The sequence below is a fragment of the Variovorax sp. FW305-3-2-15-B-LB1 genome (genome assembly GCF_058787635.1).
In genome coordinates this window covers 1-23,895 of the sequence record NZ_JBYSZY010000050.1, presented here as the reverse complement: position 1 = coordinate 23,895, position 23,895 = coordinate 1, and the positions used below count along the sequence as shown (strand labels likewise).

Annotated in this window: 19 protein-coding genes, 4 tRNA genes and 1 pseudogene; 3 read left to right on the top strand and 21 right to left on the bottom strand. The window is 63.8% G+C overall.

All coding sequences use genetic code 11. The annotated features are described in order from the left end of the window. Positions 1–23: 23 nt before the first annotated feature. The 20 genes from rpoC to trpE form a co-directional block, all read right to left on the bottom strand. Entirely contained in the window at positions 24–4,259 is a 4,236-nt protein-coding gene (gene rpoC / locus AC3WQR_RS24575) for a DNA-directed RNA polymerase subunit beta' (protein WP_062479330.1), read from the bottom strand. Positions 4,260–4,280: 21 nt separating this feature from the next. Further along, positions 4,281–8,405 carry a DNA-directed RNA polymerase subunit beta gene (gene rpoB / locus AC3WQR_RS24570; protein WP_369631092.1) on the bottom strand — a complete coding sequence of 1,375 codons (4,125 nt, stop codon included), beginning with the start codon at positions 8,403–8,405 and terminating at the stop codon, positions 4,281–4,283. A gap of 301 nt (positions 8,406–8,706) precedes the next feature. After that, positions 8,707–9,081 (bottom strand): 50S ribosomal protein L7/L12, encoded by a 375-nt coding sequence (rplL, locus tag AC3WQR_RS24565; RefSeq protein WP_070063901.1) that lies wholly within the window; start codon positions 9,079–9,081, stop codon positions 8,707–8,709. A 47-nt stretch (positions 9,082–9,128) separates the two neighbouring features. Next, the gene (gene rplJ, locus AC3WQR_RS24560) at positions 9,129–9,668 is read right to left on the bottom strand and encodes a 50S ribosomal protein L10 (protein WP_056584633.1); all 540 of its coding nucleotides are present in this window, start codon (positions 9,666–9,668) and stop codon (positions 9,129–9,131) included. 246 nt (positions 9,669–9,914) lie between these two features. Continuing rightward, entirely contained in the window at positions 9,915–10,613 is a 699-nt protein-coding gene (gene rplA / locus AC3WQR_RS24555; protein ID WP_062479319.1) for a 50S ribosomal protein L1, read from the bottom strand. Beyond that, positions 10,614–11,045 (bottom strand): 50S ribosomal protein L11, encoded by a 432-nt coding sequence (gene rplK / locus AC3WQR_RS24550; protein ID WP_056584627.1) that lies wholly within the window; start codon positions 11,043–11,045, stop codon positions 10,614–10,616. 141 nt (positions 11,046–11,186) lie between these two features. Next, positions 11,187–11,798: a transcription termination/antitermination protein NusG gene (gene nusG, locus AC3WQR_RS24545; protein WP_062479316.1), complete on the bottom strand. Its 612-nt coding sequence runs from the start codon at positions 11,796–11,798 to the stop codon at positions 11,187–11,189. Next, entirely contained in the window at positions 11,798–12,181 is a 384-nt protein-coding gene (secE, locus tag AC3WQR_RS24540; RefSeq protein ID WP_062479313.1) for a preprotein translocase subunit SecE, read from the bottom strand. The genes nusG and secE overlap by 1 nt, the downstream gene beginning before the upstream one ends. A gap of 101 nt (positions 12,182–12,282) precedes the next feature. Then, a tRNA-Trp gene (locus tag AC3WQR_RS24535) sits at positions 12,283–12,358 on the bottom strand. A 21-nt stretch (positions 12,359–12,379) separates the two neighbouring features. Beyond that, positions 12,380–13,573, bottom strand: coding sequence for an elongation factor Tu (gene tuf / locus AC3WQR_RS24530; RefSeq protein WP_062478858.1), 1,194 nt, complete (start codon positions 13,571–13,573; stop codon positions 12,380–12,382). A 73-nt stretch (positions 13,574–13,646) separates the two neighbouring features. Next, positions 13,647–13,721: transfer RNA gene (locus tag AC3WQR_RS24525), tRNA-Thr, on the bottom strand. 42 nt (positions 13,722–13,763) lie between these two features. Further along, positions 13,764–13,837: transfer RNA gene (locus AC3WQR_RS24520), tRNA-Gly, on the bottom strand. Positions 13,838–13,902: 65 nt separating this feature from the next. Continuing rightward, a tRNA-Tyr gene (locus tag AC3WQR_RS24515) sits at positions 13,903–13,988 on the bottom strand. Positions 13,989–14,082: 94 nt separating this feature from the next. Beyond that, the gene (locus tag AC3WQR_RS24510) at positions 14,083–14,805 is read right to left on the bottom strand and encodes a uracil-DNA glycosylase (RefSeq protein ID WP_487848673.1); all 723 of its coding nucleotides are present in this window, start codon (positions 14,803–14,805) and stop codon (positions 14,083–14,085) included. After that, positions 14,802–15,602, bottom strand: a complete 801-nt coding sequence (trpC, locus tag AC3WQR_RS24505) for an indole-3-glycerol phosphate synthase TrpC (protein WP_487848674.1) — start codon at positions 15,600–15,602, stop codon at positions 14,802–14,804. The genes AC3WQR_RS24510 and trpC overlap by 4 nt, the downstream gene beginning before the upstream one ends. A 37-nt stretch (positions 15,603–15,639) precedes the next feature. Then, positions 15,640–16,662, bottom strand: coding sequence for an anthranilate phosphoribosyltransferase (gene trpD, locus AC3WQR_RS24500; RefSeq protein WP_492744255.1), 1,023 nt, complete (start codon positions 16,660–16,662; stop codon positions 15,640–15,642). A gap of 36 nt (positions 16,663–16,698) precedes the next feature. Beyond that, positions 16,699–17,757 (bottom strand): low-specificity L-threonine aldolase, encoded by a 1,059-nt coding sequence (ltaE, locus tag AC3WQR_RS24495; RefSeq protein WP_492744252.1) that lies wholly within the window; start codon positions 17,755–17,757, stop codon positions 16,699–16,701. A gap of 6 nt (positions 17,758–17,763) precedes the next feature. Further along, positions 17,764–18,348, bottom strand: a complete 585-nt coding sequence (locus tag AC3WQR_RS24490; protein WP_492744250.1) for an aminodeoxychorismate/anthranilate synthase component II — start codon at positions 18,346–18,348, stop codon at positions 17,764–17,766. Further along, complete coding sequence (locus tag AC3WQR_RS24485; RefSeq protein ID WP_070063895.1) at positions 18,345–18,737, bottom strand: GxxExxY protein; 393 nt, start codon at positions 18,735–18,737, stop codon at positions 18,345–18,347. Before AC3WQR_RS24485 ends, AC3WQR_RS24490 begins: the two co-directional genes overlap by 4 nt. Beyond that, complete coding sequence (gene trpE / locus AC3WQR_RS24480; RefSeq protein WP_492744247.1) at positions 18,734–20,236, bottom strand: anthranilate synthase component I; 1,503 nt, start codon at positions 20,234–20,236, stop codon at positions 18,734–18,736. The genes AC3WQR_RS24485 and trpE overlap by 4 nt, the downstream gene beginning before the upstream one ends. 334 nt (positions 20,237–20,570) lie before the next feature. On the opposite strand from trpE, the gene AC3WQR_RS24475 reads away from it, so the two are divergent. After that, complete coding sequence (locus AC3WQR_RS24475) at positions 20,571–21,176, top strand: chalcone isomerase family protein (protein ID WP_095743420.1); 606 nt, start codon at positions 20,571–20,573, stop codon at positions 21,174–21,176. Between the two features lie 16 nt (positions 21,177–21,192). Here AC3WQR_RS24475 and AC3WQR_RS24470 read toward each other — a convergent pair whose 3' ends face one another. Beyond that, on the bottom strand, positions 21,193–21,870 hold the full coding sequence (locus tag AC3WQR_RS24470) for a phosphoglycolate phosphatase (protein ID WP_492744245.1): 678 nt from the start codon (positions 21,868–21,870) through the stop codon (positions 21,193–21,195). 800 nt (positions 21,871–22,670) lie between these two features. Here AC3WQR_RS24470 and AC3WQR_RS24465 point away from each other — a divergent pair. After that, positions 22,671–23,063 (top strand): hypothetical protein, encoded by a 393-nt coding sequence (locus AC3WQR_RS24465; RefSeq protein ID WP_492744243.1) that lies wholly within the window; start codon positions 22,671–22,673, stop codon positions 23,061–23,063. 151 nt (positions 23,064–23,214) lie between these two features. Continuing rightward, a pseudogene (locus AC3WQR_RS24460) lies at positions 23,215–23,472 on the top strand (helix-turn-helix domain-containing protein); the annotation flags it as partial. Between the last annotated feature and the right edge of the window lie 423 nt (positions 23,473–23,895).

The following is a 23,895-nucleotide window of genomic DNA, read 5'->3' as shown; positions in this document are numbered from 1 at the left end:
GTCATGCCGGTGATGCTAACCAGTTATTCGGTCGCGGCGCCTTCGTTGGCGTCGACCGTGCTGGTCGCAGCATCGCTGTCGCCGGAGCCGGCCAGTTCGGCAGCTTCCGACTCGGCGATGGCGCGGCGCTCGGCCTCGTCCATGGCGTCCTTGACCTTGCGGGCCTGGTGGTACGCCATGCCGGTGCCTGCGGGAATCAGGCGACCGACGATGACGTTTTCCTTCAGACCGCGCAGCTCGTCGCGCTTGCCCATGATCGCGGCTTCGGTCAGCACGCGCGTCGTTTCCTGGAACGAAGCGGCCGAGATGAACGAGTCCGTCGACAGCGACGCCTTCGTGATACCCAGCAGCAGGTTGGTGAACGTCGCGGGGATCTTGCCTTCGGCGCGCAGGGCGTCGTTGGTGTTGAGCATTTCGCTGCGTTCGACCTGTTCGCCGGAGATGTAGCTCGTGTCGCCGATGTTGTCGACCACGACGCGGCGCAGCATCTGGCGAACGATCACCTCGATGTGCTTGTCGTTGATCTTCACACCCTGCAAACGGTACACGTCCTGCACTTCGTCCACGATGTAGCGCGCGAGTTCTTCCGAACCCAGCAGGCGCAGGATGTCCTGCGGGTCCGCCGGACCGTCGACCACGCTTTCGCCCTTGTTCACCACCTGGCCTTCGTGCACCAGGATGTTCTTTTCCTTCGGCACGAGGTCTTCGTAGACGCCGCCTTCGGGATCGGTGATCTGCAGGCGGATCTTGCCCTTGGTCTCTTTACCGAACGACACGGTACCGGTCATTTCGGCCAACATGCCCTTGTCCTTCGGCGAACGGGCTTCGAACAGCTCGGCCACGCGCGGCAGACCGCCGGTGATGTCTCGGGTCTTCTGACCTTCGACCGGGATGCGTGCCAGCACTTCGCCGGGGCCCACGTCCTGGCCGTCGCGGATCTGCACCAGGGCGCCGATCGGGAAGCCGATCGTCACCGAGTGGTCGGTGCCGGGGATCTTCACTTCCAGGCCTTGGGCGTCGATCAGCTTGACCTGCGGACGCACGACCTTGGCAGCGCCGCGGCGCTTCGGGTCGATCACGACCAGGGTCGACAGACCGGTCACTTCGTCCACCTGCTTGGCGACCGTCAGGCCTTCCTCGACGTTCTCGAACTGCGCCTTGCCGGCGAACTCGGTAATGATCGGGCGGGTCAGCGGGTCCCAGTTGGCGAGCACGTGGCCGGCCTTGATCTGCTGGTCGGCCTTGACCGTCAGCGTGGCGCCGTACGGCACCTTGTGACGCTCGCGCTCACGGCCGTGCTCGTCATGGATGACGATCTCGCCCGAACGCGAAATCACGACCAGCTCGCCCTTGCTGTTGGTCACGTAGCGCATCGTGGCGTTGAAGCCGATCGAGCCGTTCGACTTGGCTTCCACGCTCGAGGCGATGGCAGCGCGCGAAGCGGCACCACCGATGTGGAAGGTACGCATCGTCAGCTGCGTGCCGGGTTCGCCGATGGACTGGGCAGCGATCACACCGACGGCTTCGCCGATGTTGATCAGGCCGCCGCGGCCCAGGTCGCGGCCGTAGCAGGTCGCGCAGATGCCGAAACGCGTTTCGCAGGTCAGCGCGGTGCGGACCTTGACTTCGTCGACGCCCTGGGCTTCCAGTGCTTCGATGTTGTCTTCGTCGAACATCTCGCCGGCCTTGAGCAGCACCGAACGGTTTTCCGGGTGCAGCACGTCGTCCGCCGCCGAGCGGCCCAGGATTCGGTCGCGCAGCGACTCGATCACTTCACCGCCTTCGACGATGGCGCGCATCAGGTAGCCGCCGTGCGTGCCGCAGTCCTGCTCGGTCACGACCAAGTCTTGCGTCACGTCGACCAGACGACGGGTCAGGTAACCCGAGTTCGCCGTCTTCAGCGCCGTGTCGGCCAGACCCTTACGGGCACCGTGGGTGGAGATGAAGTACTCCAACACGTTCAGGCCTTCGCGGAAGTTCGCGGTAATGGGCGTCTCGATGATCGAGCCGTCCGGCTTGGCCATCAGGCCCCGCATACCGGCCACCTGGCGAATCTGCGCTGCGGAACCGCGGGCGCCGGAGTCGGCCATCATGTAGATGGAGTTGAACGACTCCTGCTCGACTTCCTTGCCGTGGCGGTCGATGACCTTCTGCTTCGAGAGCTTGGCCATCATGACCTTCGACACTTCGTCGCCGGCCTTGCCCCAGATGTCCACCACCTTGTTGTAGCGTTCGCCGGAGGTCACGAGACCGGAGACGTACTGCTGTTCGATCTCCTTCACTTCCTTGGCCGAGCGCTCGATGATGCCGTGCTTCTCAGCGGGCACCAGCATGTCGTCGATCGCGATCGAGATGCCAGCCTTGGTCGCCAGGCGGAAGCCGTTTTGCAGCAGCTTGTCGGCGAACACGACGGTCTCTTTCAGGCCGCACTTGCGGAACGAGACGTTGATGAGCTTGGAGATTTCCTTCTTCTTCAGCGCCTTGTTGATGTTCGAGAACGGCAGGCCCTTGGGCAGGATCTCGGACAACAGGGCACGGCCCACGGTGGTGTCCACGAGCGAGGTCGACGGCGTGAAGACGCCGGTTTCCTTGTCCTTGGTGTACTCCGTGATACGCACCGCGACCTTGGCGGTCAGCTCGACTTCGTTGGCGTCCAGCGCGCGCTGCACTTCACCGATGTCGGAGAAGATCAGGCCCTCGCCCTTGCCGTTGATGCGGTCGCGGGTCGTGTAGTACAGGCCCAGCACCACGTCCTGCGAAGGAACGATCGACGGTTCGCCCGAAGCCGGGAACAGCACGTTGTTGGAGGCCAGCATCAGCGTGCGGGCTTCCATCTGCGCTTCCACCGACAGCGGCACGTGGACAGCCATCTGGTCGCCGTCGAAGTCGGCGTTGAAGGCCGCGCAAACGAGCGGGTGCAGCTGGATGGCCTTGCCTTCGATCAGGATCGGCTCGAACGCCTGGATGCCCAAACGGTGCAGCGTAGGCGCACGGTTCAGCATGACCGGGTGTTCCTTGATCACTTCTTCCAGGATGTCCCAGACCACCGGCGTGCCCGATTCGACTTCCTTCTTGGCAGCCTTGATCGTCGTCGCGATGCCCATGGCTTCCAGGCGCGAGAAGATGAAGGGCTTGAACAGCTCGAGCGCCATCAGCTTGGGCAGGCCGCACTGGTGCAGCTTGAGCGTCGGGCCCACCACGATGACCGAACGGCCCGAGTAGTCTACGCGCTTGCCCAGCAAGTTCTGGCGGAAACGACCGCTCTTGCCCTTGATCATGTCGGCCAGCGACTTCAGCGCGCGCTTGTTGGCGCCCGTCATGGCCTTGCCACGGCGGCCGTTGTCCAGCAGCGAGTCGACCGCCTCTTGCAGCATCCGCTTTTCGTTGCGCGCGATGATTTCCGGAGCCTTCAGCTCCAGCAGGCGGCGCAGACGCGAATTGCGGTTGATGACGCGACGGTACAGGTCGTTCAGGTCGGAGGTCGCGAAGCGGCCGCCGTCCAGCGGCACCAGCGGACGCAGGTCCGGCGGCAGCACGGGCAGCACTTCGAGCACCATCCACTGGGGCTTGATGCCCGACTTGCGGAAGGCCTCGAGCACCTTCAGGCGCTTGGAGTTCTTCTTGACCTTGACTTCGGAGCCGGTCAGGTCGCCGCGCAGGCGTTCGATCTCGCTGTCGAGTTCGATGCCTTCGAGCAGGTCCTTGATGCCTTCGGCGCCCATCTTGGCGATGAACTCGTCACCGTATTCCTTGCGCTTGGCGTCGTAGTCGTCCTCGGACATGATGCCGAACTTCTTCAGCGGGGTCATGCCGGGGTCGGTGATCACGTACGCTTCGAAGTACAGCACGCGTTCGATGTCGCGCAGCGTCATGTCGAGCACGAGGCCCAGACGCGACGGCAGCGACTTCAGGAACCAGATGTGGGCGCAGGGCGCGGCCAGGTCGATGTGACCCATGCGCTCGCGACGCACCTTGGTCTGCGTGACTTCAACGCCGCACTTCTCGCAGATCACGCCGCGGTGCTTCAGGCGCTTGTACTTGCCGCACAGGCACTCGTAGTCCTTGATGGGGCCGAAGATCTTGGCGCAGAACAGACCGTCGCGCTCGGGCTTGAACGTGCGGTAGTTGATCGTCTCAGGCTTCTTCACCTCGCCGAAAGACCACGAACGGATCTTCTCGGGCGAAGCCATGCCGATCTTGATGGCATCGAAATGCTCATCGGGCGTGAATTGCTTGAACAGGTCGAGTAGCGATTTCATAAGACTCTTTCCCTTTTCAACTTAGGAACGCTCGAGCTCGATGTCGAGACCCAGCGAACGAATTTCCTTGACCAGCACGTTGAACGATTCCGGCATGCCGGCTTCGATCGAGTGCTCGCCCTTGACGATGCTTTCGTACACCTTGGTACGGCCTTGCACGTCGTCGGACTTCACGGTCAGCATTTCCTGCAGGACGTAGGCGGCGCCGTAAGCTTCCAGCGCCCACACTTCCATTTCACCGAAACGCTGGCCGCCGAACTGCGCCTTGCCGCCCAGCGGTTGCTGCGTGACGAGCGAGTACGGGCCGGTCGAACGGGCGTGCATCTTGTCGTCCACCAGGTGGTGCAGCTTCAAGAAGTGCATGTAGCCGACGGTGACGGGACGCTCGAACTGGTCGCCGGTGCGGCCGTCGTACAGGTAAGCCTGCGTGCGCGTCTCGGTCAGGCCCTTGAGCTTGGCGATGTCGTCCGGGTAGGCGAGCTTCAGCATGCCGCGGATTTCTTCTTCCGAGGCGCCGTCGAACACCGGCGTGGCAAACGTCGCGCCGCTTTGCAGGTTCGCGGCCATGGCGAGCAGCTCGGTGTCGCTCAGCTGGTCGAGCTCTTCCTTGCGGCCCGAGCCGTTGTACAGCTGCTCCATGAACTTGCGCAGCTCGGCCACCTTGGCCTCTTGCTGCAGCAGGTCACCGATGCGCTGGCCGATGCCCTTGCCGGCCCAGCCCAGATGCACTTCGAGCACCTGGCCCACGTTCATCCGCGAGGGCACGCCCAGCGGGTTCAGGCAGATGTCGCACGGCGTGCCGTCGGCCATGTGGGGCATGTCTTCGACCGGAACGATCTTGGACACCACACCCTTGTTGCCGTGACGGCCGGCCATCTTGTCGCCGGGTTGCAGGCGGCGCTTGACGGCCAGGTAGACCTTGACCATCTTGAGCACGCCCGCGGGCAGCTCGTCGCCCTGCGTGAGCTTCTTGCGCTTTTCTTCGAACGCGAGGTCGAAGCTGTGGCGCGTCTGCTCGAGCGAGTTCTTGATCGACTCGAGCTGCGAGGCCACGTCATCTTCCGCCGGGCGGATGTCGAACCAGTGGAACTTCTCGACCGACGACAGGTAGGCCTTGTCGAGCTTGGTGCCCTTGGCCAGCTTGTTGGGGCCGCCGTTGGCGACCTTGCCGGTCAAGAGCTTCTCGATACGGTCGAACGCGTCGGCTTCGACGATGCGCAGCTGGTCGTTCAGGTCGAGGCGGAAGCGCTTGAGTTCATCGTCGATGATCTGCTGGGCGCGCTTGTCGCGCTGGATGCCTTCGCGGGTGAACACCTGCACGTCGATCACGGTGCCTTGCGAGCCCTGGTCCACACGCAGCGAGGTGTCCTTCACGTCGGAAGCCTTCTCGCCGAAGATGGCGCGAAGCAGCTTCTCTTCCGGCGTCAGCGTGGTCTCGCCCTTCGGCGTGACCTTGCCCACCAGCGTGTCGCCTGGCTGCACTTCGGCGCCGACATAGATGATGCCGGATTCGTCGAGGCGGTTGAGCTGCTGCTCGGCCAGGTTCGGGATGTCGCGCGTGATTTCTTCGGCGCCCAGCTTCGTGTCGCGGGCCATCACCACCAGCTCCTCGATGTGGATCGAGGTGTAGCGGTCTTCGGCGACGACGCGTTCCGAAATCAGGATCGAGTCTTCGAAGTTGTAGCCGTTCCAGGGCATGAACGCGATCAGCATGTTCTGGCCCAGGGCCAGTTCGCCGAGGTCGGTCGATGCGCCGTCGGCCACCACGTCGCCCTTGGCGATCTTGTCGCCGCGCTTGACGATCGGACGCTGGTGGATGTTGGTGTTCTGGTTCGAACGCTGATACTTGATCAGGTTGTAGATGTCCACACCGACTTCACCGGCAGCCGCTTCGGCGTCGTTCACGCGCACCACGACACGGGTCGCATCGACGTAGTCGACGATACCGCCGCGGGTGGCCGTGACCACGGTGCCCGAGTCGACCGCGGAAACGCGCTCGATGCCGGTACCGACCATCGGCTTTTCGGGGCGCAGCACAGGCACGGCCTGACGCTGCATGTTGGCGCCCATCAACGCGCGGTTCGCATCGTCGTGCTCCAGGAACGGCACGAGCGAGGCGGCCACCGACACGATCTGCGCGGGCGACACGTCCATGTACTGGATGCGCTCGGCACCGACCAGGATCGATTCGCCGGCTTCACGCGCCGAGACCAGGTCGCCGGTCAGCTTGCCGTCCTTGTCCAGGACCGCGTTGGCCTGGGCGATGACGTACTTGCCTTCTTCGATGGCCGACAGGTAGTCGATGTCCATCGTGACCTTGCTGTCGACCACGCGGCGGTACGGCGTCTCGATGAAGCCGTACTCGTTCAGGCGGGCGTACAGGGCCAGCGAGTTGATCAGACCGATGTTCGGGCCTTCAGGCGTTTCGATCGGGCACACGCGGCCGTAGTGGGTCACGTGCACGTCGCGCACTTCGAAGCCTGCACGTTCACGCGTCAGACCACCCGGGCCCAGGGCCGACACGCGGCGCTTGTGGGTGATTTCGGACAGCGGGTTCGTCTGGTCCATGAACTGCGACAGCTGCGACGCACCGAAGAACTCCTTCAGCGCGGCCGAGATCGGCTTGCTGTTGATCAGGTCGTGCGGCATCAGCGGCTCTTGCTCGGCCTGACCCAGACGTTCCTTCACGGCCTTCTCGATACGTGCCAGGCCGGTGCGGTACTGGTTTTCGGCCAGTTCGCCGACGCAACGCACACGGCGGTTGCCCAGGTGGTCGATGTCGTCGACTTCGCCGTTGCCGTTGCGCAGGTCCACGAGGATCTTGACCACGGCCAGGATGTCTTCGTTGGTCAGCACCATCGGGCCGGTCGACTCGTCGCGGCCGACCTTGGCGTTGAACTTCATGCGGCCCACGCGCGACAGGTCGTACGTGTCCGGGTTGTAGAACAGGCGCTGGAACAGGGCCTGCACCGCGTCTTCCGTCGGCGGCTCGCCGGGGCGCATCATGCGGTAGATGGCCACGCGGGCAGCGAACTCGTCCACCGTTTCGTCGATGCGCAGCGTCTGCGAGATGTACGCGCCCTGGTCCAGTTCGTTCGTGTAGATGACCTGGATGTCCTGCACGCCGGCCGTGCGCAGCTTCTTGAGCAGCGCTTCGGTCAGCTCGTCGTTGGCCTTGGCCAGGATTTCGCCGGAGTCGGCGTCGACGATGTTGCGGGCGATGACGCGGCCGACCAGGAAGTCTTCCGGCACGCTGATGTGCGTGGTGCCGCCCTGCTCGAGCTCACGCGTGTGGCGCGCGGTGACGCGCTTGTCCTTGGCGACCACGACCTTGCCCGACTTGTCGGTGATGTCGAAGCGCGCGACTTCGCCGCGCAGGCGCTCGGAGACGAACTCCATCTGCGCGCCGCTGTCCATCAGGCGGAAGTTGTCGTTCACGAAGAAGTTCGCGAGGATCGATTCCGGGTTCAGGCCGATGGCCTTCAGCAGGATCGTGACCGGCATCTTGCGGCGACGGTCCACGCGGAAGTACAGCATGTCCTTCGGGTCGAATTCGAAGTCGAGCCACGAACCGCGGTAAGGAATCACGCGGGCCGAGAACAGCAGCTTGCCCGAACTGTGCGTCTTGCCCTTGTCGTGTTCGAAGAACACGCCGGGCGAACGGTGCAGCTGCGAGACGATCACGCGCTCGGTGCCGTTGATGATGAACGAACCCTTGTCGGTCATGAGCGGCACTTCGCCCATGTAGACCTCTTGTTCCTTCACTTCCTTGACCACCTTCGACTGCGAGGTCGACGACTCGCGGTCATAGATGATGAGCTGCACCTTGGCGCGCACGGCCGAGGCGAAGGTCAGACCGCGGGTCTGGCACTCACGCACATCGAACGCCGGCTTCGCCAAGTTGTACTCGAGGAACTTCATCTCGACGAAACCGTTGTGCGAGACGATCGGGAAGGCGGCGTCGAACGCGGCCTGCAGGCCTTCGACGGTGCGTTGTTTGGGGGCGATGCCGGCTTGCAGGAACGCGGTGTACGCGTCTTTCTGCATCTGCAGCAGGTAAGGGATTTCGACGACGCTGTCGCGGTTACCGAAACTTTTTCGGATGCGCTTGCGTTCGGTGTAACTGTACGCGGACGATTGGGCCATGAGAGCTCCGGTGCTTGAGATCTTCAGCGACTTGTCAGCAATGCCGGGCGAACGGCACCACTGCTTGGCGGCTGGCCACTACCAGCCGTTGGCGGACGGCGATGCATTGCACATCGCCCGAACCAAGGGGTCTTCTGCAGTCGGGTTCAGAAGACACTCAAAAATCGTCTTGGCTTTTGCTTTTTCATCGACCTTTCGGTCTCTGAGAAAACCGGCGCCAAGCCGGCTTTTGGGTGCGCTCTGAAAGCGGCAAAGGCTGGAGGGCCTTTTCAGGCACCTCCAGCCCTCTAGGGGGTCTGAATTACTTCAGTTCCACCTTGGCGCCGGCATCTTCCAGCTTCTTCTTGGCGGCTTCAGCGTCAGCCTTCGACAGGCCTTCCTTGACAGCCTTGGGAGCGGCTTCCACCAGGTCCTTGGCTTCCTTGAGGCCCAGGCCGGTGATTTCGCGCACGGCCTTGATCGCCGACACCTTGTTCGCGCCAGCATCCATCAGCATGACGTTGAATTCGGTTTGCTCTTCAGCGACTGCAGCAGCAGCGCCACCGCCGGCAGCGGGTGCCGACATGGCTGCGGCGCTCACGCCAAACTTCTCTTCGATGGCTTTCACCAGGTCGTTGAGTTCCAGGACCGTCATTGCGTCGAGCGCGGTCAGAAATGCGTCTTTATCGAATGCCATTTTTGTTTCCTAACAATTGGGTTGAATATTCAAAAACGAGGGCGCGCTCAGGCGGCCTGCGCTTCTTCTGCCGGTGCATCGGCGACGGGTGCAGCTTCGCCACCACCACGCTTCTCGGCCAGCGCCGCGAGCACGCGGGCGGTACGAGAGATCGGGGATTGCATCAAGCCCAGCAGTTGCGCCAGCAGCACTTCCTTGGAAGGGATGTTGGCCAGTTGCTTCACGCCTTCGACGTCCAGGGCCTTGCCACCGAATGCGCCACCGCGAATCACCAACTTGTCGTTGGTCTTCGCGAAATTGGCCACCACCTTAGCGGCAGCCACAGCGTCTTCGGAGAAGCCATAGATCAGCGGACCGGTCATCTGGTCGCCGACGATCTCAAACGGGCTGCCAGCGACAGCACGGCGAGCCAGCGTGTTCTTCAGAACACTCAGGGTCACACCGTTGCTGCGCGCTTCGCTGCGCAGTTTGGTCATATCGGCCACCGTGATGCCACGGTATTCCGCCATCACGAGCGTTTGAGCTTTTGCGGCGAGGCTGGTCACATCACTGATGACCGCTTCTTTCTCACTGCGATTCAGACTCAAGGTCTACTCCTTTTAATGCGACCTTCGGCCGGGGCCTCGGATCGCGCTTCATGCAGCGACCAACTGTTTCGGAACAAAAATCAAATTCCTTGCAGTGGGGTCGCCATCTGCGCTGGATACCGGAAGGATCGATCCGGCCATTAAGTGCAGCGCCCTGCACACCAGCGGTCTTGGATGGCTCGCGGCAACCGAAGCTGCCGCGACCCACCACATTCGCCCTCTCCTTGCGGGATCGGGCCAATCTCTTTAGCTTGCCGAGATGGTTTGCGTGTCCACGCGGACACCCAGACCCATCGTCGACGACACAGCCACCTTGCGCAGGTACACGCCCTTGCTGGTCGCCGGCTTGGCCTTGACCAGAGCGTCGATCAGCGCAGCGAGGTTGCCTTGCAGCTTGTCGTTGTCGAACGAGCGACGGCCGATCGTGCCGTGGATGATGCCGGCCTTGTCGACGCGGAACTGGACCTGGCCAGCCTTGGCGTTCTTGACAGCGGTGGCGACGTCAGGCGTCACGGTGCCAACCTTGGGGTTGGGCATCAGGCCACGCGGGCCGAGGATCTGACCGAGCGTACCGACGACGCGCATGGCATCGGGGGCAGCGATCACGACGTCGAAAGGCATGTCGCCAGCCTTGACCATCGCAGCCAGGTCGTCCATGCCGACGATGTCGGCGCCGGCGGCCTTGGCTTCTTCAGCCTTGGCGCCTTGGGCGAACACGGCGACGCGCTTGGTCTTGCCGGTGCCGTTCGGCAGCACGACAGCACCGCGAACCACCTGGTCCGACTTCTTCGCGTCGATGCCCAGTTGCACGGCCACGTCGATCGATTCGTCGAACTTGGCGGTGGCGGCATCCTTGACGATGACGATGGCGTCAGCCAGGGGGTACAGCTTGTTGCTGTCGACCTTGCCTTGCAGCGACTTTTGCTTCTTGGTGATCTTGGACATTTACACGCCCTCCACATTCACGCCCATCGAGCGGGCCGAGCCGGCGATGGTGCGAACTGCTGCGTCGAGGTCGGCGGCAGTCAGGTCCTTCATCTTGGCCTTGGCGATTTCTTCGAGCTGAGCGCGCGTGATCTTGCCGACCTTGTCGGTGTGCGGACGGGCCGAGCCCTTGTCCAGCTTGATGGCCTTCTTGATCAAGGTGATCGCCGGAGGCGTCTTGATGATGAAGGTGAAGCTCTTGTCAGCGAACGCGGTGATGACCACCGGCAGCGGCAGACCCGGCTCGACGCCTTGGGTTTGCGCGTTGAACGCCTTGCAGAACTCCATGATGTTCAGACCGCGCTGACCCAGTGCGGGACCGATCGGCGGGGACGGGTTGGCCTTACCAGCTGGCACTTGCAGCTTGATGAAGCCGACGATTTTTTTCGCCATGCTTTGCTCCTTGCGGGTGATATCGCCTTGGCTCTCGCCGCGGCTCCCCGGGGTTAAACGACTCTTCGATCAAGACCGCGCGCCGAGTCGGACAACGCGCAGCCGGAAACTGGCAGGCCCACCCGAAGGCAGGCCATGGGATCAGGTCTTCTCGACCTGACCGAATTCGAGCTCCACAGGGGTGGCGCGGCCGAAAATCATGACCGACACGCTGACCTTGCTCTTCTCGTAGTTGACGTCTTCCACCGTGCCATTGAAGTCGGTGAACGGGCCTTCCTTGACGCGCACGAACTCACCCACGGTGAACTCGACCTTGTGGCGCGGCTTCTCGGTGCCCTGCTGCATCTGGTTGACGATGTCCTCGACCTCTTTCTGCGAGATCGGGGCCGGACGGTTCTTGGCGCCGCCCACGAAACCCGTCACCTTGTTGGTGTGCTTCACCAGGTGCCAGCTCTCGTCGTCCATGATCATTTCGACCAGCACGTAGCCCGGGAAGAAGCGGCGCTCGGTGGTGCGCTTCTGGCCATTCTTGATCTCGACCACTTCTTCGGTCGGAACCAGGATGCGGCCGAACTTGTCCTGCATGCCGGCGCGGGTGATGCGCTCGGTGATGTTGCGCTCGACGGCCTTTTCCATGCCCGAGTAGGCATGCACCACGTACCAACGCAGATCAGGGTTGGCAGCGGGGGTCAGGAGAGGGTTCTGCTCCTCTTCCGGCGTGCTCTGCGTGGTTTCAACTGCGTCGTCGGTCATTATTTTCTCCAGCCCAGAATGAGGTCAAAGAACACCCATTCGAGCGTCTTGTCGGTGAGCCAGAGGAAGACGGACATGATCGCCACGAAGGCGAACACATAGGCCGTCATCTGCATCGATTCCTTGCGGGTCGGCCACACGACCTTCTTGACCTCGCGCCACGAGTCACGACCGAAAGCCCACAGCTGACGGCCATTCTCGGAGCTGCCGAAGGCGCCCACGGCCGCGGCCAGGCCGACCAGCAGCGCAGCCCATTGCACCAGCGAGCCTTGGCGCGACAGCAGGTAGAACGCCACGATGGCGCCCACTGCCAGCACCACCGCCGCAGCCAGCTTGGCTTTGTCGGCACCCGTGCTCACGGTTTCGATTTGAGAAGTGGCCATGTCGGCTGATTTCCTGTGGCCTCGCGGCCTTCAATTCAATGCGTCTCTTGAGACGCCGAAGCCCATCGGATCGCGATGGGCTTGTCGGGGTGCCACCTAGGTGGCAGGGGCAGTAGGAATCGAACCTACAACCTTCGGTTTTGGAGACCGACGCTCTGCCAATTGAGCTATACCCCTCCGGTACTCTTTACGCTCGACTTAGATGTCGAGGATCTTGGCCACGACGCCCGAACCCACGGTACGGCCGCCTTCACGGATGGCGAAGCGCAGGCCTTCTTCCATCGCGATCGGGTTGATCAGCTTGACGGTGATGCTGACGTTGTCGCCGGGCATGACCATTTCCTTGTCCGCGGGCAGCTCGATCGCGCCGGTCACGTCCGTCGTGCGGAAGTAGAACTGCGGACGGTAGTTGTTGAAGAACGGCGTGTGACGGCCGCCTTCGTCCTTGGACAGGACATACACCTCGGCGGTGAAGTGCACGTGCGGCTTGATCGAGCCGGGCTTGCACAGCACTTGGCCGCGTTCGACTTCTTCGCGCTTCGTACCGCGCAGCAGCACGCCAACGTTGTCGCCCGCTTGACCCTGGTCCAGCAGCTTGCGGAACATTTCCACGCCGGTGCAGGTGGTCTTGACAGTGGGGCGGATACCGACGATTTCGATTTCTTCGCCGACCTTGATCACGCCACGCTCGACAGCGCCAGTCACCACGGTGCCGCGACCCGAGATCGAGAACACGTCTTCCACGGGCATCAGGAACGTGCCGTCCACAGCGCGCTCGGGCGTGGGGATGTACGTGTCCAGGGCTTCAGCCAGCTTCATGATGGCGCCTTCGCCCAGATCACCCTTGTCGCCTTCCAGGGCGAGCTTGGCCGAGCCGTGGATGATGGGGGTGTCGTCGCCGGGGAATTCGTACTTGTCGAGGAGTTCGCGAACTTCCATTTCGACCAGCTCGAGCAGTTCCTTGTCGTCGACCATGTCGCACTTGTTCAGGAACACGATGATGTAGCCCACGCCCACCTGGCGAGCCAGCAGGATGTGTTCACGGGTCTGGGGCATCGGGCCGTCGGCGGCCGAGCACACCAGGATGGCGCCATCCATCTGGGCGGCGCCGGTGATCATGTTCTTCACGTAGTCGGCGTGGCCGGGGCAGTCGACGTGTGCGTAGTGGCGGTTGGCCGTTTCGTACTCGACGTGCGCGGTGTTGATCGTGATGCCGCGGGCCTTTTCTTCAGGCGCTGCGTCGATCTGGTCGTAAGCCTTGGCTTCGCCGCCGAACTTGGCCGACAGCACAGTGGCGATCGCAGCCGTCAGCGTGGTCTTGCCGTGGTCAACGTGACCGATCGTGCCCACGTTCACGTGCGGCTTGGTGCGGGTGAATTTACCTTTTGCCATTTTTCGACTCCGAAAAAAACGATTTCAACGCATGCAGATGGGTCGCAAGCCTGTCGTTGCAACCCCAGAAAACTGGTGCCCTTTGCGGGAATCGGACCCGCGACCTCTCCCTTACCAAGGGAGTGCTCTACCACTGAGCCAAAAGGGCTTTTGTTCTAACCAAATCGCTTCCGGCGCCGAACCGGGTCTCTGGAGCGGGAGACGGGAATCGAACCCGCGTCATCAGCTTGGAAGGCTGGGGTTCTACCATTGAACTACTCCCGCATCGGGGGCACTTCAAGGCACCCAAAGCGCTAGATCCAATCGCTCTTAGAAACCAAATTCATCGCTGGTGGAGAGGGCTGGATTCGAACCAGCGTACTCGTAAGAGGGCAGATTTACAGTCTGCTGCCATTAACCACTCGGCCACCTCTCCGGCGAACCTCGAAATATAGCACGATTTTGTGACTACACAGGATTCCCAGCAAAAGATGAAGCGTGGAAACCTGCTCGAGGTGTGAAGCCTCTGATTATGAGCGAAGTTCGGAGCCTCCCGACTGCTGCGCCTCACGCCATGCACGGGCTTGACCAAAATGACCGCAGCCGATGAACGGAACCGGCGGCCGGAGCGCAGAAAGCGGCGAGGGATGATTCGACATCAGCACCTTATGGCGCCCAACATCGATCAACGCACGCTTACTTTGCGCGTGCGAGCCCCATAGCATAAAAACAACAGGTCGCTCGCCCTGCGCCACATGGCGGATCACGGCGTCGGTCAGCACTTCCCAGCCGCGGCCTGCATGGCTGGCCGGCTGGGCTTCCTCGACCGTCAGACAGGTGTTGAGCAGCAGCACGCCGTGCGTCGCCCACTTCACAAGACTGCCGCCCGGGTTCGGAAACGCCGGCGGCGGCGTGCCCAGGTCGCGCTGGAGCTCCTTGAAGATGTTGCGCAGCGACGGCGGCAGCGCCACGCCCGACGCCACCGAGAAGGCCAGGCCCTCGGCTTGCCCGCGCCCGTGGTACGGGTCCTGGCCCAGGATCACCACCCGCACGTCTTCCGGCGGCGTGAGCTCCAGCGCCCGCAGCGGCTGCGGCGGAAAGATCACCGCCCCGGCGTCGAGGCGCTCGCGCAGGAAACCCTGCAGCTTCTGGCCGACCGCGCTGGCGAAGAATTCGTCGACCAGCGGCTGCCAGCCCGGCGCCACCGGCCAGTCGGCAGGATCGCTGCTCGACAGCTGGTCCGGCCGCGTCATTTGAACAATGCGGCGAGTGCCTCGCCGGGTTCCTTGGCGCGCATGAAGGCTTCGCCGACGAGGAAGGCGTTGACACCCGCGGCGCGCAGCGTGGCGACATCCTCGCGCGTGGCGATGCCCGATTCGGTCACCGGCAGGCGATCCGCCGGCAGTTTCGGCAGCAGATCGATCGTCGCCTGGATCGACACCTCGAAGTTGCGCAGGTTGCGGTTGTTCACGCCGATGAGCGGCGTCTTGAGCTTCAGCGCGCGATCGAGCTCGCCCGCGTCGTGCACCTCGACCAGCACCGCCATGCCCAGCCCGCGCGCGATGGCTTCGTAGTCCTTCATCTGCGCGTCGTCGAGGCAGGCGGCGATCAGCAGGATGGCGTCGGCGCCCATCGCGCGCGACTCGTACACCTGGTAGGCGTCGACGATGAAATCCTTGCGCAGCACGGGCAGGTCGCACGAGGCGCGCGCCTGCTTCAGGTAGTCGACGCCGCCCTGGAAGAACTGCTTGTCGGTCAGCACCGAGAGGCAGGCCGCGCTGACCGAGCCGTCACCCTCGGCATAGCTTTGCGCGATGTCGGCCGGAATGAAGTCTTCGCGCAGCACGCCCTTGCTCGGGCTGGCCTTCTTGACCTCGGCGATCACCGCCGCCTGGCCGGCCGCAATCTTGGCGCGCAAGGCGGCTTCGAAGTCGCGCGTGAGCACGCGGCTTTCGGCGTCGAAGCGCACGGCCTCGAGCGGGGCACGCTTCAGTGCAGCGGCGACTTCCTGGCGTTTGACGGCGACGATCTTGTCGAGAATGTCTGACATGGCTTGCTCTGCTTTCGGTGGCACGACGGCCTGATTCTCAGAAGGAGGTGGAGGCCTTGACCAGCTCAGTGAGCTTGGCCTTCGCCGCACCGGATGCGATGGCCTGGCGCGAACGCTCCACGCCCGCCGGCACCGAGTCGACCACGTTGGCCGCGTACAGCGCCGCGCCCGCGTTGAGCAGCACGATGTCCAGCGCCGGGCCGGCCTGGTTGTCCAGCACGCCGATCAGCATGGCCTTCGACTGCTCGGGCGTCTCGACGCGCAGCGAACGGTTGCTCGCCATCTGGAAGCCGAAGTCTTCCGGATGCAGCTCGTACTCGCGGATCTCGCCGTCCTTGAGCTCGCCGATCATGGTGGCCGCGCCCAGCGAGATCTCGTCCATGCCGTCGCGGCCGTAGACCACCAGCGCATGCTCGGCACCGAGGCGCTGCAGCGCGCGCACCTGGATGCCCACGAGGTCGGGGTGGAACACGCCCATCAGGATGTTCGGCGCGCCGGCCGGGTTGGTCAGCGGGCCGAGGATGTTGAAGATCGTCTTGATGCCGAGCTCCTTGCGCACCGGCGCGACGTTCTTCATCGCCGGATGGTGGTTCGGCGCGAACATGAAGCCGATGCCGACCTGCGCGATGCACTGCGCGATCTGCTCGGGCTTGAGGTTGATGTTGACGCCCAGCGACTCCAGCACGTCGGCACTGCCCGACTTGCTCGACACGCTGCGCCCGCCATGCTTGCTGACCTTGGCGCCGGCCGCGGCCGCGACGAACATCGAGCAGGTCGAAATGTTGAAGGTGTGCGAGCCGTCGCCACCGGTGCCCACGATGTCCACGAGGTTCGTGGTGTCGGCCACGGGCACCTTGGTCGACACCTCGCGCATCACCTGCGCGGCGGCGGTGATCTCGCCGATGGTTTCCTTCTTCACGCGCAGGCCGGTGATCAGTGCGGCCATCATCACGGGCGAGCACTCGCCGCTCATGATGAGCCGCACGATGTGCAGCATCTCGTCGTGGAAGACTTCGCGGTGTTCGATGGTGCGCTGCAGCGCTTCCTGGGGGGTGATCATGGGAATGTCTCCTCGGTGTGTGCGTGTAGCCAGGCGTCAGGCCTTGAAGAAGCCGCGGATCGCCGCGACGGCGCGGTCGACGCCCGCGGCGTCGACATCCAGGTGCGTCACGAAGCGCAGGCGGTACAGCCCGGTCGCGAGGATGCCCTGCTGGTTGAGGCTGGCGAGCAGCTCCGCGGAACGCGCCTGCGCCGCCCCCGCGAGATCGACGAACACGATGTTCGTGTGCGGCGCCTCGACCTTCAGGCCTTCGATGCCCTCGAGCCCCTGTGCCAGGCGCTGCGCCAGCGCATGGTCGTCGGCCAGGCGGTCGATGTGGTGGTCGAGCGCATGCGAGGCCGCGGCCGCCAGCAGGCCGGCCTGCCGCATGCCGCCGCCTGCCATCTTGCGGATGCGGTGGGCACGCGCGATGACCTCGCGCGAACCGACCAGCGTCGAGCCGATGGGTGCGCCCAGGCCCTTGCTGAAGCACACCGACACGCTGTCGAAGCACTGCGCGATGCGGCGGGCTTCGGCGCGGATGTCGGTTCGCTTGTTCAGCGCAGCCTGTGCGGTGGCGGCATTGAAAAGCCGCGCGCCATCCAGGTGCCGCTGCAGCCCCTTGCTTTTCGCCAGGTCTGTCGCGACCTGCACGTAGTCGAAGGGCAGCAGCTTGCCGCCCAGCGTGTTCTCCAGCGCCAGCAGTTTCGTGCGCGCAAAGTGCGCGTCGTCGGGCTTGATGGCGGCCTCGATCTGCGCCAGCGGCAGCGTGCCGTCGGGCGCGTGGTCCAGCGGCTGCGGCTGCACGCTGCCGAACACCGCGGCGCCGCCGCCTTCCCAGCGGTAGGCATGCGCCTGCTGGCCGACGATGTACTCGTCGCCGCGGCCGCAGTGCGACAGGATCGCGCACAGGTTGCTCTGCGTGCCGGTGGGCACGAACAGCGCCGCCTCGAAGCCCAGCAGCGCAGCGATCTTCTCCTGCAGCGCATTGACGCTCGGGTCGGTGCCGAAGACGTCGTCGCCCAGCGGCGCAGCCGCCATGGCCTCGCGCATCGCGGGCGTGGGCTGCGTGACGGTGTCGCTGCGCAGGTCGACGATGGGAGTGCGTTCGGTCATGGTGGGTCAGTCCAGAAAGTTCTTGAGCATGGCGTGGCCGTGCTCGGTGAGGATCGATTCAGGATGGAACTGCACGCCTTCGATGCGCACGTCATGCGCAAAGCCGGTGTGCCGCACACCCATGATCTCGCCGTCGTCGGTCCAGGCGGTGACAGCCAGTTCCTTCGGGCAGCTCTCGCGCTCGATCGAGAGCGAGTGGTAGCGGTTGACGATGAACTTCTGCGGCAGCCCCGCGAACACGCCCTCTTGCGTGGTCGTGATCTCGCTGGTCTTGCCGTGCATGAGCTGCTGCGCGCGCACGATCTTGCCGCCGAAGGCTGCGCCGATCGCCTGGTGGCCCAGGCACACGCCCAGGATGGGCAGCTTGCCCGCGAAGGCCTCGATGGCCGCCACCGACACGCCCGCCTCGGCCGGCGAACACGGACCCGGCGACACCACCAGCCGCGTCACGCCCGAAGCGATCAGCACGCCAATCTGCTCGACGGTGATCTCGTCGTTGCGGTGCACCTGCACGTCCGCCCCCAGCTCGCCGAAGTACTGGACGATGTTGTAGGTGAACGAATCGTAGTTGTCGATCATCAGCAGTTTCATGGCTTGCTCACAATCCGGTGCACGCCCTTGACGACGGGGAACACGTTGAAGTTGATCAGGAGGCCCAGCTTGAGGCCCGACAGGCGCAGTGCAGCGAGCACCTGCGCGCGGTGCAGGTCGGTCAGCACGTCGACGGCGCGCAGCTCGACGATGACCGACTGCTCGATCACGAAGCCCGCGCGGTACACCTCGCCCAGCGACCGGCCCTTGTAGCTGGCCGACAGCGCCACGTCGCGCGCAAAGCCGATCTCGCGCTCGGCCAGTTCGATGGCCAGCGCCGCGGCGTAGGCGCCCTCGTCGAGCCCCGTGCCGAGCACGCGCTGCACTTCGACGGCGGCGCCGATGATCTCGTGCGAGAAGTCGTTCTGGATGTCGGGTGCGTTGCTCATTCCAGGCCTTCCTCGACCAGTTCGGCGGCACGCAGCAGTGCGCGCGCCTTGGCTTCTGTTTCCTTCCACTCCAGCTCGGGCACCGAGTCGGCGACCACGCCGGCCGCGGCCTGCACGTGCAGCATCTGGTCCTTCACGATGCCGGTGCGGATCGCGATGGCCACATCCATGTCGCCCGCGTAGCTGATGTAGCCGCAGGCGCCGCCGTACAGGCCACGCTTGGTGGGCTCGAGCTGGTCGATGAGTTCCATCGCATGCACCTTGGGCGCGCCGGTCAGCGTGCCGGCGGGGAACGTGGCCTTGAGCACGTCGATGGCGGTCATGCCGTCCTTCAGCGTGCCTTCGACGTTGCTCACGATGTGCATCACGTGGCTGTAGCGCTCCACCGCGAAGGCCTCGGTCACCTTCACGGTGCCGGTCTTGGCGATGCGGCCGATGTCGTTGCGCGCCAGGTCGATCAGCATCACGTGCTCGGCGCGCTCCTTCGGGTCGTTGATGAGTTCCACCTCGGCCGCCTTGTCGAGCTCGAGCGACGCACCGCGCGGGCGCGTGCCGGCCAGCGGGCGGATGGTGATCTTCTGTTCGCCGTCGCCCATGTTCTCCTGGCGCACCAGGATCTCGGGCGAGGCGCCCACCACGTGGAAGTCGCCCAGGTTGTAGTAGTACATGTAGGGCGACGGGTTCAGCGAACGCAGCGCGCGGTACAGCGACAGCGGCGACTCGGTGTAGCGCTTGCTGATGCGCTGGCCCACCTGCACCTGCATGAAGTCGCCGGCGGCGATCATCTCCTTGGCGCGCTCCACGGCCGCGAGGTAGTCGGCCTTGGCGAAGCTGCGCTCGGGCGGGTGTGCCTGCGTGGGCTTCACGACGGGCGCGCTCACCGAGTACTTGAGCTTGTCCTTCAGCTCGCGCAGGCGGCGCTTGCCCACGGCGTAGGCCTCGGGCTGCTTCGGGTCGGCGTAGACGATGAGGTAGAGCTTGCCCGACAGGTTGTCGATGACCGCGAGTTCTTCGCACTGCAGCAGCAGGATGTCGGGGCAGCCCAGCGCGTCGGGCGGGCAACTTTTTTCGAGCTTGCGCTCGATGTGGCGCACGGTGTCGTAGCCGAAGTAGCCGGCCAGGCCGCCACAGAAGCGCGGCAGGCCGGGCCGCAGCGCGACCTTGAAGCGCTTCTGGTAGTCGGCCACGAAGTCCAGCGGGTTGCCCTTGGCGGTCTCGACGACCTGGCCGTCGGTCACGACTTCGGTGACGGCCTCGTCGCCGAAGCCCGAGGCACGCAGCAAGGTGCGCGCCGGCAGGCCGATGAAGCTGTAGCGCCCGAAGCGCTCGCCGCCCACCACCGATTCGAGCAGGAAGCTGTGCTTGCCGCCGCCCTGCGAATGGGCGAGTTTCAGATAGAGGGAAAGAGGCGTTTCGAGGTCGGCAAAGGCCTCGGCCATCAGCGGGATGCGGTTGTAGCCCTGGGCGCTGAGGCTCTTGAATTCAAGTTCGGTGATCACGGATCGTTCTCCAGTTGCCTGCCGACGCTCCTTTGGCCGGTGGCAAGGTCATTCACGAGAGTGGCCCGGTGCCGGCATGCGTGCCGGCTCGGAACCGCGGGCGCACGGCGTGCGCCGCGCAATCAAACAGTCAGCGATGTATGGCGACGCCAGGGCCAGGCTCCCCGGCTGCCTTCACCTGTTTGAATGATGTGATGAACGAACATGGAGCGCCGAGTTTAGCCCACGAAAACCAGGCCTTGTGCAACCGCAGGCTTCAGGGTTCCCCCGGAGCCTCTCGGATAAAACGAAAAGATACATTCGCACGACCGTTCGCAAATTCAAGGAGACTCACTTGCTCGCACCCCTGCTCCCGGCCGTGTTCTCCCGCCTCGCGGCGCTCGCTGTCCTCTCGGCCGCGCTCTGCGGCAGCGCCTTCGCGGCACAGGTCGAGGTGGCGGGCGTCAAGCTCGACGACCAGATGGACCTGCGCGGCGCCCCGCTGGTGCTCAATGGCGCGGGCATCCGCTACAAGACCATCATCAAGGTCTACACCGCCGGCCTGTACCTGGGCAAGAAGGCCTCGACCACCGAAGAGGCGCTGGCCGTGCCGGGCCCCAAGCGCGTGGCGATCACGATGCTGCGCGACATCGACGCCAACGAGCTCGGCAAGCTCTTCGTCAAGGGCGTGGAAGACAACTCGCCCAAGAGCGAAATGGTCAATCTGATCCCCGGCCTGCTGCGCATGGGCCAGATGTTCGCGGACCAGAAGCAGCTCAAGGCCGGCGACACCTTCACCATCGACTGGGTGCCCGGCACGGGCACGCTGATCACGGTGCGCGGCGTGCCGCAGCCCGACCCGGTGAAGGAAGTGGCGTTCTTCAATGCGCTGATGCGCATCTGGCTCGGCCCGAACCCGGCCGACTGGAAGCTGAAGGACGCGCTGCTCGGAAAGCAGTAAGTAGCCGGGCGGCCCGTCAGGCCGCCGCGAGGTCGGCCAGCGATTCCACGAACCCGTCCGCATCCACGCCGCGCACCGGCTCGCCGTGGTTGTAGCCGTAGGTCACGAGCACCACGGGGCAGCCGGCGGCGCGCGCGGCACGCGCGTCGTTGCTCGAGTCGCCCACCATCAGCGTGCGCGCGGGCACCGTGCCCAGCGCCTCGCAGGTCTTCAGCAGCGGCAGCGGGTCGGGCTTCTTGCGCTCGAAGGCATCGCCGCCGAACACCTGCTCGAAGAAGCCGTCGAGCCCCTTCGCGGCCAGCAGCGGCTTGGCGAAGGAGGTCGGCTTGTTCGTGAGGCAGGCCAGCCGCAGCCCGCGCGCGCGCAGCGCCTTCAGGCCCTCGACCACGCCGGGGTAGGCGGCCGAATACCGGCCGTTGATCTCCAGGTAGTGGTGCTGGTAGCGCTCCCACGCGCGATCGAACAGCGCCGCCGGGGCCGGTGCACCCACGTGCGCCAGCGCCGACAGGATCAGGTGCTCCGACCCCTTGCCCACCATGCGCTCGATGGCGGCGGGTGCCACCGGCGGCAGCTCGAGGTCGCGCAGCATGCGGTTCAGGGCCTCGGCAAAGTCGCCGAGCGTGTCGACCATGGTGCCGTCGAGGTCGACGATGGCGGCGTCGAAGCGGGAGTGGTCGAAGCTAATAGAGTTCAAAACAAGCAAATAGAGTTCAAAAAATTGCCCAGTACTTTACTGGCCATCAAAAAATAGAGTTCAAAAAAATTTCGAAAATCCTGGGTGAAAAGCGAGGGTGCGCCAGCAGCTGGCGCAGTTCATCGAAGATGGGAGAGCCAAGCCTCGCGAGGCGCAGTTTTCGCCAAACGCAGCCCCGATCGGACGATCAGATTTCGCACGTCGCCTGACTTGAGAAGAACGCTGGGCTCGACGTCTGGGACTAGCATGTTGCGCGAGCCAACCAGGCGTCGCACGAGAAATCGGGTACCCCAAGGCCAATGATCGCAAGTGCTCCGATGGACAAGGGTCCATTGGACTGCATATTGTTGCGTCCACACTTCGGGCAATGGGACGTTCAACAAGTCGACGACCAGCACACCACAGATAGCACCTGCGTACGCGCCCGCAGCACCATCTACCACCTGCTCAAGGACGCCTGAAAGGGCCGATAGATCGCCCACCACACTGCCGCCAATCACCTCGTCAGAAGTAAGCAGACACCAGAACTGATGGGCGCGGCCAACTCGAGGATCTGGCAGTATCTGCCAGTAGCAACCACCGACGGTGTACTGCGGTCCCCGGTAAGCAACGCGGCCCCAACCAATGCGTGCCATGCGTACTGGCTCAGGCCACATAGGCTCCGCAAAATGCCATGGTCGCCACCCTCCATCCTCTGTCCAAACCTCGAAGTCCTCCAGAGGGACGCCGCCCCTGCGAAAGTCCTCATCGGCCACCGAAACCGCTTCAGTGCTCCAGATCAGATCGGCTTCGCCAGGAAGATGGTCATCCTCCTCGAAAGTCCAACCTTCGAAGACTCGAGTCAAGGCAAGCGTCCTGACCCGCATGAGGATCTGTACATCGCTACCGCCTCCTCTCGCCATCCGTTTCCGCGCCACCTCTTCATTGACCCAGAAGCAGATGCGATAGATACCGTGACCGTTCGGCTTGCGTTTCAGCAGGGCGGTGGCCGGGTGGTCGCCATGGACGGGCGCAGCCAGGTCGATCCACTGCCGAACCGGGCGATCGGCCTTGATGATGTGCTGCGCCGGACGGTGCAACTGATCAAACTGCACCGCGACAACCACTATCATCTCTTGAGGATTGGCTCGATGGCGCGGGTTCGGCGTTCGCGACACGTCTCGGAAAAGACGGCGGAGGACCGCGTCTTGTGAAGCCGCGCCTTCTCTCTCTGCATTCGGCACTCGTGGCATAGCGGGTGTTGATTGCCACTGAAAATTGACCCAGCTAGCGCAGTAATTTCCGTCTAAGACTGACCCACGTAAAACCCTACCCTGCTCATTTTTAAAGCAGGGGATCCTAGGAGTGATAGACGTGGCGACATTGAGTGTCATCAGACGTTGGGCCCTGCGCGAGCAGATGTCCATCCGCGAGATAGCCAGGCGTACAGGCCTGTCTCGCAACACCGTAAAGAAGTACCTGCGTGCGGGCGAAGAAATGCCGCGCTACGCCAAGCGGACGAGCTCAAGCAAGCTCGATCCCTATGCCGAGAAGCTCGCGACCTGGCTCGCGATCGAGGCAACCAAATCGCGGAAACAGCGGCGCAATCTGCGGCAGATCCACACAAAAGGAGAACATCAAGCACTTATCCACACCGTGAGGCCTTCAGGCTCACAAAGCGGGTGGGTCAGTATTCAATGGAAATCTAGGGTCAGAGATCGGCGAAATTCAACACCTCCTGGTGGTAGCACAGGCAGGTATGGGGGTCTTCTGAACTCTATTTCGTGATCGGCTTGAGCCAGTTTCCGATTTTGGCGATTTTTTTGAACTATTCCGGACACGGGCAAGGAGGAAGATTGCATAGCTCTCCGAGGGGAAACTGGAGCTTGCTTGTTGCGAACTCTATTAGTGCTTCCCAGGGAGAGATCGGTGCGAAGAGTGTCCAAAACAGGCGGCTCCCGGGGAGCGAAGTGGGTGGTGGATGCGCGAGGCACGCATTGTCCCCCGGCCGCAAAATAGGCGCCCATGACCCCCACGACGCCCCCG

Bases quoted from the DNA above. Each gene is read 5' to 3' on its own strand.
- rpoC (WP_062479330.1), bottom strand. From the start codon at position 4,259: ATGAAATCGCTACTCGACCTGTTCAAGCAATTCACGCCCGATGAGCAT.
- rpoB (WP_369631092.1), bottom strand. From the start codon at position 8,405: ATGGCCCAATCGTCCGCGTACAGTTACACCGAACGCAAGCGCATCCGA.
- rplL (WP_070063901.1), bottom strand. From the start codon at position 9,081: ATGGCATTCGATAAAGACGCATTTCTGACCGCGCTCGACGCAATGACG.
- rplA (WP_062479319.1), bottom strand. From the start codon at position 10,613: ATGTCCAAGATCACCAAGAAGCAAAAGTCGCTGCAAGGCAAGGTCGAC.
- rplK (WP_056584627.1), bottom strand. From the start codon at position 11,045: ATGGCGAAAAAAATCGTCGGCTTCATCAAGCTGCAAGTGCCAGCTGGT.
- nusG (WP_062479316.1), bottom strand. From the start codon at position 11,798: ATGACCGACGACGCAGTTGAAACCACGCAGAGCACGCCGGAAGAGGAG.
- secE (WP_062479313.1), bottom strand. From the start codon at position 12,181: ATGGCCACTTCTCAAATCGAAACCGTGAGCACGGGTGCCGACAAAGCC.
- tuf (WP_062478858.1), bottom strand. From the start codon at position 13,573: ATGGCAAAAGGTAAATTCACCCGCACCAAGCCGCACGTGAACGTGGGC.
- AC3WQR_RS24510 (WP_487848673.1), bottom strand. From the start codon at position 14,805: ATGACGCGGCCGGACCAGCTGTCGAGCAGCGATCCTGCCGACTGGCCG.
- trpC (WP_487848674.1), bottom strand. From the start codon at position 15,602: ATGTCAGACATTCTCGACAAGATCGTCGCCGTCAAACGCCAGGAAGTC.
- trpD (WP_492744255.1), bottom strand. From the start codon at position 16,662: ATGATCACCCCCCAGGAAGCGCTGCAGCGCACCATCGAACACCGCGAA.
- ltaE (WP_492744252.1), bottom strand. From the start codon at position 17,757: ATGACCGAACGCACTCCCATCGTCGACCTGCGCAGCGACACCGTCACG.
- AC3WQR_RS24490 (WP_492744250.1), bottom strand. From the start codon at position 18,348: ATGAAACTGCTGATGATCGACAACTACGATTCGTTCACCTACAACATC.
- AC3WQR_RS24485 (WP_070063895.1), bottom strand. From the start codon at position 18,737: ATGAGCAACGCACCCGACATCCAGAACGACTTCTCGCACGAGATCATC.
- AC3WQR_RS24465 (WP_492744243.1), top strand. From the start codon at position 22,671: ATGGTCATCCTCCTCGAAAGTCCAACCTTCGAAGACTCGAGTCAAGGC.